The sequence below is a fragment of the Paraburkholderia sp. UYCP14C genome, assembly GCF_004197395.1.
GTDB lineage: Bacteria > Pseudomonadota > Gammaproteobacteria > Burkholderiales > Burkholderiaceae > Paraburkholderia.
Genome location: NZ_SELS01000024.1, coordinates 109,026 through 121,179 on the forward strand (window position 1 = coordinate 109,026; position 12,154 = coordinate 121,179).

General features: G+C 64.4%; 9 protein-coding genes and 1 pseudogene. 3 read left to right on the plus strand and 7 right to left on the minus strand.

Annotation, left to right across the window (positions count from 1 at the left end; translation table 11 throughout):
* Window positions 1–50 precede the first annotated feature (50 nt).
* The 3 genes from EVC45_RS22520 to EVC45_RS22530 form a co-directional block, all read right to left on the minus strand.
* Entirely contained in the window at window positions 51–2,504 is a 2,454-nt protein-coding gene (locus EVC45_RS22520) for a glycosyltransferase family 4 protein (RefSeq protein ID WP_129960447.1), read from the minus strand.
* Window positions 2,501–3,967, minus strand: a complete 1,467-nt coding sequence (locus tag EVC45_RS22525; protein ID WP_129960448.1) for a flippase — start codon at window positions 3,965–3,967, stop codon at window positions 2,501–2,503. Before EVC45_RS22525 ends, EVC45_RS22520 begins: the two co-directional genes overlap by 4 nt.
* A 62-nt stretch (window positions 3,968–4,029) precedes the next feature.
* Window positions 4,030–6,231, minus strand: a complete 2,202-nt coding sequence (locus tag EVC45_RS22530) for a hypothetical protein (protein ID WP_129960449.1) — start codon at window positions 6,229–6,231, stop codon at window positions 4,030–4,032.
* Window positions 6,232–6,789: 558 nt separating this feature from the next.
* On the opposite strand from EVC45_RS22530, the gene EVC45_RS22535 reads away from it, so the two are divergent.
* The 3 genes from EVC45_RS22535 to gmd are packed head-to-tail and all read left to right on the plus strand — an operon-like array spanning window position 6,790 to window position 9,708.
* A complete protein-coding gene (locus EVC45_RS22535) occupies window positions 6,790–7,866 on the plus strand; it encodes an acyltransferase (RefSeq protein ID WP_129960450.1) in 1,077 nt (358 codons plus the stop codon).
* Window positions 7,863–8,612: an SGNH/GDSL hydrolase family protein gene (locus EVC45_RS22540; protein WP_129960451.1), complete on the plus strand. Its 750-nt coding sequence runs from the start codon at window positions 7,863–7,865 to the stop codon at window positions 8,610–8,612. The genes EVC45_RS22535 and EVC45_RS22540 overlap by 4 nt, the downstream gene beginning before the upstream one ends.
* A gap of 52 nt (window positions 8,613–8,664) precedes the next feature.
* A complete protein-coding gene (gene gmd / locus EVC45_RS22545; RefSeq protein WP_129960452.1) occupies window positions 8,665–9,708 on the plus strand; it encodes a GDP-mannose 4,6-dehydratase in 1,044 nt (347 codons plus the stop codon).
* 45 nt (window positions 9,709–9,753) lie between these two features.
* Here gmd and EVC45_RS22550 read toward each other — a convergent pair whose 3' ends face one another.
* The 4 genes and pseudogenes from EVC45_RS22550 to EVC45_RS47650 form a co-directional block, all read right to left on the minus strand.
* Complete coding sequence (locus EVC45_RS22550; RefSeq protein ID WP_129960453.1) at window positions 9,754–10,119, minus strand: response regulator; 366 nt, start codon at window positions 10,117–10,119, stop codon at window positions 9,754–9,756.
* 31 nt (window positions 10,120–10,150) lie between these two features.
* Entirely contained in the window at window positions 10,151–11,131 is a 981-nt protein-coding gene (locus EVC45_RS22555; RefSeq protein ID WP_129960454.1) for a chemotaxis protein CheX, read from the minus strand.
* 28 nt (window positions 11,132–11,159) lie between these two features.
* Window positions 11,160–11,699, minus strand: coding sequence for a hypothetical protein (locus tag EVC45_RS22560; protein WP_129960455.1), 540 nt, complete (start codon window positions 11,697–11,699; stop codon window positions 11,160–11,162).
* Window positions 11,696–12,076: pseudogene (locus EVC45_RS47650) on the minus strand (methyl-accepting chemotaxis protein); the annotation flags it as partial. The gene EVC45_RS22560 and the pseudogene EVC45_RS47650, both read right to left, overlap by 4 nt.
* Window positions 12,077–12,154 lie beyond the last annotated feature (78 nt).

A 12,154-nucleotide genomic window follows, 5' to 3' on the forward strand; every position in this document is an offset into this window, starting at 1 on the left:
GTCGTTCGACTTTCGCTCCGTTACTCTACCCTCGCGCAAAAACCACCGCTTTACCGCTCTGCCACACCCTTCAGAATCGCCGCGACACCATCCACATAGCTGCGCGTGCCGAAGCGCTCCTGCGCGGTCCGATAGCCGTTCCTGACCAGCTTGTCGCGCAGGTCGCCGTTCGAGCGCAATTCGGCGAGCGTATCGGCGAGCGCATGCGCATCGCCCGGCGTACACAGCACGCCGTTTTCGTAGTCGTCGATGATTTCGAGCACGCCGCCCGCGCGCGACGCCACGACCGGCCGCTGCGCGAGCATCCCCTCGACGATCACGCGGCCGAACGGCTCGGGCGTGATCGACGTGTGCACGACCGCGTCGACCGCGCACATGCAGGCCGGAATGTCGTGCTGGAAGCCGAGAAAGTGCACCCGCTCGCCCAGTTCGTGCTCCGCAACGAAAGCACGCAGCTCGGCCTCGTACTGGTCCTCGCCGAACAGCGCCGCGCCGACCAGCACCGCATGCATCTGCGGGTTCAGCACCATCGCTTCGAGCAGCACGTGCTGCCCCTTCCAGCGCGCGAGCCGGCTGAACGAGCCGACGAGGAACGCGTCGCGCGGCAGATTCAGGCGCTCGCGCAGCACCGTTTGCGGCACCGTGCGCAACGCGTCGAACGGCTCCGCGGCAATCCCGTTGAACACGACGTCGATGCGCTGGCTGTCGAAGCGCGTGAGCTTCGCGAACGCCTGCGCCGACGCGGCCGAATTGGCGATCACATGCGTGAGGCCGAGCCGCGCGCACCATTTGATGATCGCGAGCTGCTTGCCGCCGAAATGCTCGGCGCTGACGATGTCGCGCAGATGCCAGACCACCGGCCGTCTCGCGAGCTTGCCGGCCACTGCGCCGATCACCATCGCGCGCTGCGTGTTCGCGTAGATCACGTCCACTTTGCGTGCGCGTTTCGCGGTGGCACGCACGAGTGAAATCAGCCCCTTCAGCGCCTGGCCTTTCGGCAGCGAACCGCCTTGCTTGCGGACATTTTTCAGCACGCCCGCATCGAGTACGGTGACCTCGACGCCTGCTTCGGCGAGAGCGGTGTGGAACGGCCCGTCGTCGAACAGCGCGACCTCGATGCGCGAGCGCAGCGCCTTGACGATTTCGAGCAGCGACAGCTCGGCGCCGCCGAGCACGCCGCTCTGATCGACCGCGAGAACCCGCGGCACGTTAGCGGCGCCCTGCTCGGCCGGCAGATACGGCGTATAGGCCGGCAGTGTCGCCGTGCGCAACGCAGGCACTGCCGCGCGCACCTGCGCGAAAAAGCGCTCGCGGAAATGCGCGGCCGAAAACTGCTCGGCGTTGGCGCGGCAATTGTCGGGCTGGAACCGGTGCCCAAGCTCGTCGAAACGATTGACCGCCGCGATGATCGAGTCGGTATCCTGCTCGTCGAAGAACATGCCGGTCGGCTTCGGCTCCGACAGATCGCGCACGGTTTCGAGCGCCCCGCCCTTGCCGTATGCGATCACCGGCGTGCCGCAAGCCTGCGCCTCGACCACCGAAATGCCGAAGTCCTCTTCGGCCGCGAACACGAATGCCTTCGCGCGGCTCATGCGGTCCTTCAGCACCTTGAACGGCTGATAGCCCATGATCTCCACGTTCGGCCCCGCCTTCGCGCGGATCTTCGCCATGTCGGGCCCGTCGCCGATCACGACGAGCTTGCGCTCGGGCATCTGCGCGAACGCCTCGACGATCAGATCGATCTTCTTGTACGGCACCATCCGCGACGCGGTCAGATAGAAATCTTCCTTCTGCGCGCACAGCGTGAACGCCTCGACGTCGACCGGCGGGAAGATCACCTGCGCGTCGCGCTGATACACCTTCTTGATGCGCCGCGCGATGAACGCCGAGTTCGCGATGAAGCCGTCGACCGAGTTCGACGTGCGGATATCCCAGTTGCGCATGTAATGCAGAATCAGCCGCGCGAGCGCCGACTTCGGGCCGTTGGTCAGCTTCGACTGCTGCAGATACTGATGCTGCAAATCCCACGCATAGCGGATCGGCGAATGCACGTAGCTGATATGCACCTGGTCGGGGCCCGTCAGAATGCCCTTCGCGACCGCGTGGCTGCTCGAAATCACGACGTCGTAAGCCGACACGTCGAGTTGCTCGATCGCGAGCGGCATCAGCGGCAGATACGAGCGGTACTTGCTGCGCGCGAGCGGCAGCTTCTGGATGAACGACGTCGTCACCGGCTTGCCGCGCAGGAAGCTGCGGTCGTCGAGAAAGTCCACGAGGCTGAACAGGTCCGCATCGGGAAAGCACGCGATGATCTGCTCGAGCACTTTCTCCGCGCCCGCGTAGGTGACGAGCCAGTCGTGCACGATCGCGATGCGCACGCTTTTGCCCGGACGCGGCGCGGCACGGCGCGGTGCCGGCTGGATGGCGGGCACGCTCGTCAGTTCGTCGAGCGCGCTGCGCGTCGCGGGCCTCAACAGGTTCTCTTCAAGGACGTCTTGGTTCATGCGCTTTTCCTCGGATTCAGTCGCAATAGCAGTGAACGCGCAAGATTGCGCAAGGCGGGCGTCATCGTGATCGACCACGCGACGTTCGCGCCGACCATCAGCACGCCGGCGGCGATCGCGAGCGCGAGGCCCGGCAGGAAGCTCGCGAGCCACAGGCTGGCGAGCAGGAAGGCGAGATGGGCGAGCATGTCGAGCACGATCTGGCGCGCGCGGATCGCGGCGAAATGCAGCAGCACCGCGTAGTCGAACAGCGCGCGAGCGGAGACCGCCACCGCCGCGCCGGTCAGTCCGAAATGCGTGATACCGAGCCACAACGCGCCGGCGAACAGCGGCAACTCGACGAGGCCGATGCGCGCGGCGGTGGCCGGATTGACCTGCGACTGGATCAGGATGCGCGTCACGTTCGCCTGACCGACCAGCCACACGGCGACGATCATGATGCGGCCCACCGGCGCCGCGACGGTTGCGATCTCGTTGCCGACCCACAGATGCAGGAACGGTTCGAGCACCAGCATCGCGACCAGCGCGACCGGCGTGAACACGCCGTTCAGAAATTCGAGCGACTGCTGCGTGATCGTGTCGGCATCGGCGCGGCCGACCGCCGATAGCCGCGGAAACAGCGTGCGCACCAGCGCGGTCGGCACGATGTTCAGACGCGTGACGAGATTCTGCGGCACCGTGTAATACGTGACGAAACGCGCACCGAGCCGCGAGCCGAGCATCACGCGATCGAGCGAATCGGCGACCATCGTCGTCACGCTCGCGATCAGCATCCAGCCGCCGAAGTTGAACAGCCCCTTCGCGACGCCGAGCCGCGGCGGCTGAATGCTGCGTATCTCAAGCACTTTCAGTGCATAGCGGCCGAGCAGCAGCGCGGCGAGAATCCGCGCGACCACCGCCGCGGCGAGCACGTTCTGCAAGGTCGCGCCGAGCCACCACGCGGCGCCGAGCGGCAGCAGCTGGAACAGGAACGTGCCGATCGTCTGGTTCGTGTTGTAGACGCCGAAGCGTTCCGCGCCGTTGATCGCGCCCGCGAATACCCACGACACGTTGGCGATCGGAATCGCGACCGCGAGCCACGGCAGCGCCATATAGACCTCGTGCTGCAGTTCGGGCGATACCTTGGTGAAATACGCGGTGTACAGGAACGCGCCGAAGTAGATGATCAGACCGCCGATCACGCCGGTCGTCAGATTGAGCCACGTCGCGCTCCAGAACACGCGCGCGCTTTCCTGCTGATCGCCCGACGCGCGCGCCTTCGAAATATGGTTCTGCGCGGCCATGCTCATGCCGAGATCGAGAATCCCGAAGTAGCCGATCAGCGTCCACACGAGACTGATCACGCCGTAGCGCTCGACGCCAAGCAGCCGGATATACGACGGCACGGTCACGAGCGACACGAAGGTCGGCAGCACGAGCCCGAAAAAGTTGATCGCTACGTTCCTGAGAATGCCTTTGTCCATCGAATCCCTTGGGTTGTGCGGTTAGATTGCGTGCGGGGCCGCGTCAGCGAGGCCGACGCACGTCAAGGCTTCCAGCGATACATCAGCACCTTGCCGCGCGCGTCTTCCTCGACGAACACGAGATACTCGCCATCGCTTCGTTTCGCGGCGCTGATGCCGTTCGGCACGTCGACCCAGCCCGATGCGTTGCCCACTTCAGGGCCCGGACGGATCACGCCGAGTTCGCGGCCGCTGTCCTTGTCCCACACGTGCACCGCGCCGACCGGCTCGACGCCGAACACGTATTGCCCCTCGACCGTGAGGCCGATGATCGTCGCGATCGGCTTGCTCTGCGTCTGCCACGGCAGCGTGATCGCGTAGCGCTGCACCGGCTTGCCGCTCGACCACTTGTCGTAGCGCACCAGCACGCGCCCCACTTCCTTCCAGAAGCCCTGCGCGGTCGGCATATCGGCCGTATAGCCGCTCACGTACATCGTGTCGGTGTCGGGCTCATAGATCGCGCGATGCAGTTCGCTGAACGGCGCCGGCACCGGATACTGCGTGAGGTTCGAATACGAGTAGAGCGGGTTGCCCTTCGCATCGAGTCCGCCGAAACGGAAGCGATAGATGCCCTTCGTATCGCGGGTGCGCCAGATGTCGCCGGCCGTATCGACCCACCAGCCCCAGCCGCCCGCGAGCTTCGTGCCGCTCGTGTTCAGCGTGTATTCGTCGGGCTCGAAGCGTCCGTCGCCATTGGTATCGCGCCAGATCCAGTCGCCGCCCGGCGGCGCATTCGGCACCTTCGCGACCGCGCGTTCGCGGCCCGCGATCAGGCCGGAAGGAATCGCGGTCTCGCCGTCGTGCTGCGGATCGAAGCGATAGATCTTCAGGTGGTCCGCGTACATGTCGGTCAGATAGAGGAACGTGTGCCCCTTCAAGCGCCGCGCGATCGGCAGACCCGGATACTGGTCGGTATGGAACACCGGGTCGTCCGGGTACTTGAACCGGTTCGACAGAAAGCCCGCGTATTTCCAGTCCTGCCCGGACGGCTTCGACAGATCGAGTTCGAAGCGCTTGTTGCCGGTATAGACGCTGTCGGGCCGGGCCGGATCGATCCACGCGCCGTCGACGAACAGCAGCCCCTCGACCTGCCAGTTGCGCTTGCCGTCCGGCGCGTAGCTTTCGAGCGTCGCGCCCAGGCCCGCGCCGATCGGCTCATAACGCGGACCGATGCCGTTGGTCGACACGTACACGTTGCCGCGCGCATCGACGCCGACGCCAGTCAGCCCGTTGAATCGCAACGGTCCCGGTTTTCCCGCGATGCCGCTGAAAATGCCGCCGCGCTCGCCGAGCGTGCCCGACTCCGTGTAGCGACCGTCGCGCTTCGTGAAGAACAGCACCTGCTGGCGCGGCCCGTTGTCGGCGATCAGGATGCGGCCTTGCGCATCGACGGCGAGGTCGACCGCGACCGTATCGGCTGGCAGCGTGATGGTCTCGTCGATACGCTGACCGGTCGCCGTGTAATGCTCGATACCCGGCGCGCGATCGCCGCGCGTGCCGCTCAGCACCCATAGCGTGCCGTCGGGCGCCAGCGCGACACGTCCGGGCTCGTGCACGTTCCACGTCGCCTTCTGCTGCATCGACTCGGCATCGTAGACTTCGATGCGATTGCGCGCGGTATTGGCCGCGTAGAGCGTCGTGTCGTTCGCGGCGAGCCCGCCGATCTCCGCGTTGGTGCCGGTCGGCTCTTCGTTCATCATCAGAAAGCCGGCCGCGAGCTGCGCATGCGGGTCCGCGTTTTTCGCGGCGGGCTGAAACGGCGCGACGCGCTTCGGGTCGTCGAGCAGGCGCCGCGAAATGCCGAACCATTGCTTGCCCTTGTCGGGCCACACGCCCGGCTCGACCAGGTGTCCCTTCTCGTTGCCGACCGCGATCGCGACGAACGCGTACTTGCGGTTCACCGCGACCGCATTGCCGCCGGCGTTGCCCCAGCCATGCGTGCCGCCCGCGAAGCCGAGCATCTTGCCGTTCTGGTAGACGCTCGCTTCGGCGCCGCTTTCGTCCCACGGCGCGTTCGTATAGACCTTGCCGTCGGGCGTCACCGCGATCGCGGTGATATTGATCTGCGTCCATGTGCCGTCGCCAAAGCCGGAGCTGTTGCCGAGCCACGAGGTCTTCGCGTTCAACGCGGTTTCGGCGCGAGCCGGCAAACTGGCCGATGCCGCGACCATCGCGACACAGCACGCTGTCAGCGCGAACCGGCTTTTGAACGTGATACGGCGCAAGGCGGAACCTCCAGTCGATGTCCGGTCGACGCGATGCACGCGGACCTGTGCCCGCTCGGGGCGAAATTCAGAGATGTGGCGAGGCGAAACGAAGCGCAACCGATTGAAGCGCGGCACCTGAAGGCAGCCGTCCGCACGGCTAAGTTACGCGGAAAAAATGCGCCGACGAAAATCGAAAATAATTCAAAAATATTCCCTTGACTTTGCGCCGCAAAAGAAACGATTTTAAAAATGGATAAAAACACAGACCGCGCCGTCGCAAACCTCTGACGCGTCAATCATCCGCTCCTACCCAGTGCAACTTAAGGCAATCCGCATTTATTACCGGTCGCCCGATGCTGACAACATAAACATATAAATCTTTCGGGAATGGCTGAAGAAATACCCTGTTTCAATCTGATTCAATTAGCCAATTCCAATGGGTTTTTTATCGATTTTCTTTTCCCTAGAATCGATTGCACTTCCGTTGCGACGCGAAGCGCGCGCCGGTTCGCCGGTCATTCGTTGCGACCCGCGCGTGCCGCGCCCGGCCCATCCGCTTCACACCATGGACGGTTCATGACAGCCAGCGCATTGCCCCTCGCGCCCTCCCATTCCCGCATCGTGCAGCTCGACGGCCTGCGCGCGATCGCCGTGCTCGCGGTGTTCGCGCAGCACGCGTTGAAAGCGCCGCTATGGATGGGCGTCGATCTGTTTTTCGTGTTGAGCGGCTTTCTGATCAGCGGCATCCTGCTCGATCGCAAGTCGCGTGAGCAGTCGTACTTCAGCTATTTCTATGCGCGGCGCGCGCGCCGCATCCTGCCGCCGTACCTGCTGCTGATGGTGGTGTCGTCGGTGCTGTTCGGCCTCGCGTGGGCGCAGCACTGGTACTGGTACGCGTTCTTCGCGACCAATATCGGCGATGCGCTGAATCAAAGCGGTCACGACAGCCTCAACGTGCTGTGGTCGCTGGCGGTCGAAGAGCAGTTCTATATCTTCTGGCCGTTCGTGATCCTGCTCGTACCCGAGCGCCTACTCGGCTATGTGGCGGCCGCGCTGATCGTGCTGGTGCCGCTGCTGCGCGCGCTGGCGACGCCGTGGTTCGATTCGTTCTGGCCGATCTATTACCTGACGCCGTTCCGCATGGATCTGCTCGCGGCCGGCGCGCTGCTGGCGGTTGCCGTGCGGCGCGACCGCAATGCGCTCGAGCCGTTCAAGGGACTCGCCGTGCTCGGCGCGCTGGCCGCGCTCGCGGTACTGGCATGGCTGCATCTGCACTTCCCGCGTTTTCGCGCGGCGAATACGCCGTTGTCGAATGCGGGCCTGTATAGCGTGTCGCTGGTGCTGTGCACGTCGATCGTCGTGATCGCGCTGCAAAGCAAGGGCATCGTCAAGCGGCTGTTGTGCAATCGCGCTCTCGTTTATATCGGCACCATCAGCTACACGATCTATCTGATCCACCTGAGCGTGCTGTACATGGTGTGGCCCCTGCATCTGAACCGCTATCTGAGCGCCGCGATCGCGCTCGCGATCACGCTGGTGTACGCGAGTATCACGTGGTTCGCGTTCGAGAAGCGCCTGATTTTCGGCGCGCGCAGTGCGAGACCGGCCACCAGCGCCGGCATTGCGCGGCAAGCACCGCAAAGCCGCGCATGAGCCGCCTGGCTGTCGCTGCTGCCCGCGTGCTGGGCGTCGTGTCGGCGCTGACGTTGCTCGCGCCGGCCACGAGCGCGGCCACGGCCGAGCCGCCAGCGTCATCGTCAACGCAAGTGCTGATCGAAGCCTACGGCGATTCGACCACGCTCGGCATCACCTGTAGCGATGGTCACTGCGCTCCGCAAGCCGGCAACGCCGTCACGTATCTGCAGCAAGCGTTGCAGGCGCATGACGGCGAGCGCGTGCGGGTCGCGAACTACGGCGTCGGCGGCACGATGGCCTGGCAGTTGCGCGACGGCACCGGCAATCGCCGCGCGGGCCCGACGGCGGGTTTGCCATGGCGCGAACGTCTCGCCGCATCGCCCGCGCGGATCGTGCTGATCAACTACGGCATCAACGAGGTGATGCAGAACCAGACGCCAGCGCAGTTCTACGCGGCCGAAACGTCGCTCGTAGAAACCGCGCGAGCGCTCGGCAAGCAGCCAGTTTTGCAGACCTCGAATCCGATGCCCGACAACCGCCTCAATGCGCGGCTCGCCGAAATGGTCGCGATGACGCGACGCGTGGCGGCCGAGCAGCAGGTGCCGCTCGTCGATCAATACGCGTACGTGAGCAGTCTGCCCGACTGGAAGTTGCTGATGTCGGACGGCGCGCATCCGAAGCCGGCGCTGTACCGGCTGAAGGCCGAACAGGATTATCAGGCCGTCGAACCGTTGGTGCGACGGCTGCTGGACAACTCACATTGACCATTTTTACGCGCGTTCTGCCCTTTTCCATTCACAAACTAGAAGGCATGCTATGAGCCAACCACGCAAAGCGATCATCACCGGCGTCTCCGGACAGGACGGCGCCTATCTGACCAAGCTGCTGCTCGACAAGGGCTATCTGGTGACCGGCACCTACCGGCGCACGAGTTCGGTCAACTTCTGGCGCTTGCAGGAGCTTGGCGTGCACGATCATCCGAATCTGAACCTGGTCGAACACGACCTGACCGACCTCGGCTCGACGCTGCGCCTGCTCGACGGCGCGCAGGCCGACGAGTTGTACAACCTCGCGGCTCAGAGCTTTGTCGGCGTCTCGTTCGACCAGCCCGTGACCACCGCCGAAGTGACCGGCATCGGCGCGCTCAATCTGCTCGAAGGCTTGCGTCTCCTGAGCCCGAAGACGCGCTTCTACCAGGCGTCGACCTCGGAGATGTTCGGCCTCGTGCAGGCGGTGCCGCAACGCGAGAGCACGCCCTTCTATCCGCGCAGCCCGTATGGCGTCGCGAAGCTGTTCGCGCACTGGTCGACGATCAACTATCGCGAGTCCTACGATCTGTTCGCGAGCAGCGGCATTCTGTTCAATCACGAATCGCCGCTGCGTGGCCGCGAATTCGTCACGCGCAAAATCACCGACACGGTCGCGAAGATCAAGCTCGGCAAACAGGACGTGCTCGAACTCGGCAACCTGAGCGCGCAGCGCGACTGGGGCTTCGCGCTCGAATACGTCGAGGGCATGTGGCGCATGTTGCAGGCGGACGCGCCCGACACCTTCGTGCTCGCGACCGGCCGTACCGAGACGGTCCGCGATTTCGTGCGCATGGCGTTCAAGGCGGCCGGCTATCAGCTCGAATGGTCGGGCAAGGAGCAGCGCGAGACCGGCATCGACGTCGCGACCGGCAAGACGCTCGTGCGCGTGAATCCGAAGTTCTATCGGCCAGCCGAAGTGGACCTGCTGATCGGCTGCGCGGACAAGGCGCGCGACACGCTCGGCTGGCAGCCGCAAACCACGCTCGAACAGCTGTGCCAGATGATGGTGCAGGCGGACATCGCGCGCAACGAGCATCGCGACACGTTCTGACGCGGCGGCCTTCGTGTGCGGCGGCGTGCGCCGCACACGGCCCCGTCAACCCGCCAGCTTTCTGAACGTCTCCAGCACCGCATCGCCCTTGAACGGCTTGACGATCCAGCCCTTCACGCCGGCGGCCTTGCCACGCTCCTTCATCGCGGGGCTGCTTTCGGTCGTCAGCATGATCACGTTGACGGTCTTGTTCGCGAGTTCGCCGCGGATCTTCTCGACCATCGTCAGGCCGTCCATGTTCGGCATGTTCACGTCGCTGACGATCAGGCGGATACCCGAATCCATCTTCAGCCTGGCAAGGCCGTCCTTGCCGTCGATGGCCGTCGCGACGTCCAGACCGTTCTTCGCCAGAAAGCCCGCGACTTCATCGCGTACCGTGCTCGAATCGTCCACCACCAGAATCTTTGGCATAGCCATTTCCTTGCGTCGCCGACGCGTCGTATCAAAACAGATCCAGTTCGCCGGATTCGACGAGATCGTCGACATCCACCGTGCTTTCAGAAAAATCTTCGGGTGACCAGCTCAGGTTGAACACGAAGCGCTGGTCGATCGACACCGACTGCCCGCTCGCCGCGTCGCTCAATCGATATTGGAACCGCAACTGCGGATTGTCCGAGCCGAACGAGATGTAACGATGCTTGTGATTGACGAGCAGCGGCACCTGCACCTGACTCGCGTCGCGGGCGTTCTGCTGACCGAGGAAGCGATCCTTGAACGCCCCCCAGATCAGATTGGTCAATTCGCCGAGCACGCTGTTCAGATCGCGAAAGCCCGCCTGCGCGATGCCCGTGCCGGCCTGGCGTGCGGCGCGATCGTGCTCGATCATGCCGAGCAGCGGCGCCTCTTCTGCCTGCATCAGCATATAGCCGCGACACCAGCTGCCTTCGAGCGGAATCAGGCTGAACACCTCGCCGAAGATGATGCGATCGCGCACGACACTGGGCGTGTCCCGTTGCACCGTGACGCCGTCGAACAGCGCGGCAAGCCGCGCTTCGGTGATCTCCGCAATACCGCGCACCAGCGCGTTCGGGAAGTCGAGGCTGAAGATGTATTGATCGACGGCGGTGCTCAAGGCCGTCAGGTCGGCGGCATCGAAGCTCGCGCACACCGCGTGCGTCAACGCGAGCGGACGCTGTTCGAGCGGCGCGTGGCCGCTCGAACGCAGGATCACCGGCAGTTCGGGACGCAACGCATGGATCCGCGCCGCGGTGGTGGCGGCCTGCTCGACCGAGCCGCCGTAGTCGTCCGCCAGCAGAACGCCGCCGAGATCGATATTGGTGGCCAGTACCGAGCCGAGGCGGCGGCTGTCGCGCACCTTCAGTGCAATCAGGTTGTGCTCGTCGAAAAAGAGCTTCAGCGCCTGCGCGTGTGCCGGACAGTCGTCGAGCACGAGCAGCTTGCTGATGGGCTTGCTGGTATTCATCGTGGTTCAGCCTGCAAATGCGGTGTTGCTAGAAAAGTTCGAGTTCGCCTTCGGCCTCGTCGGCGGTGGCGAGTTCAGCCTTGAAATCGAGCGGCGCCTGCGCGCAGATGCATAACGTGACGCCGAGCCGGGCCGCACCGCCGATCGTCAGCTCGTACGCCCATACATGATCGGGCCGCAACTCGTCCAGATACTCGACACAGGTGCTGTTCAATTCATACGGCGTCGACATGCCGAGATCGGGGAAATGTTCGACCAGTTGCTGGTTCATGTAGCCGCAGCACAGATTGCCGAGCTCCATCAGCGTGTCCGACAGCGAGCGCGCGGTGTGGCCGCCGGCGTAGTACGCGCGCGTCGCGTCGTCCTTGCTGAAATGCAGCACGAACAGCAGACGAAAGCCGATCGACGAGATCGTCAGCGCCATCGCGCAAGGTCCGGCCGGATGATCGCGATCCCACCTCGGCACCGCCGCGATGTCGCACGAGTCGCCCGGCGTCGCGGGCAATCTCGCGCGCGCCGCGTGACAGAAGATGTCCGCGATGCTTTGCAACGCCTGATCGGTAATCACGCTGCAGCCTGCTCGAGCCGGGATTGAAACTGGGCCGCCAGCACTTCGACGCCGCCGAGTGACGCGGTGATCATCTTGCCGCCGGCCTGGATGTCCTGGAACGTCGCCGCCGTCGTCAGGTCGTTGCGATGCAGGCTCTCGCGATAGCTCTTCGACAGCTCCTGCGAGCGCGACGCCAGCGAGCGCACCTCGCCCGCGACGATCGAGAAACCACGTCCCGCGGTGCCGGCGCGCGCCGCTTCGATCGACGCATTCAGCGAAACGATCAGCACGTGCTGCACGATCGACGACAGCTCCTGGTTCTTCTTGTGCATGTCGCGGTTCTGCGACATCAGCGAAATCATCTGCTCGTGCCAACGCTCGAAGGTGATGGTGAGCGCCCCGATGGGCGGGCAAATTCCCCCACCTGTGGGCACCTAAAATCCCCCACCTAGAGACACGCGGAGCATGACGCT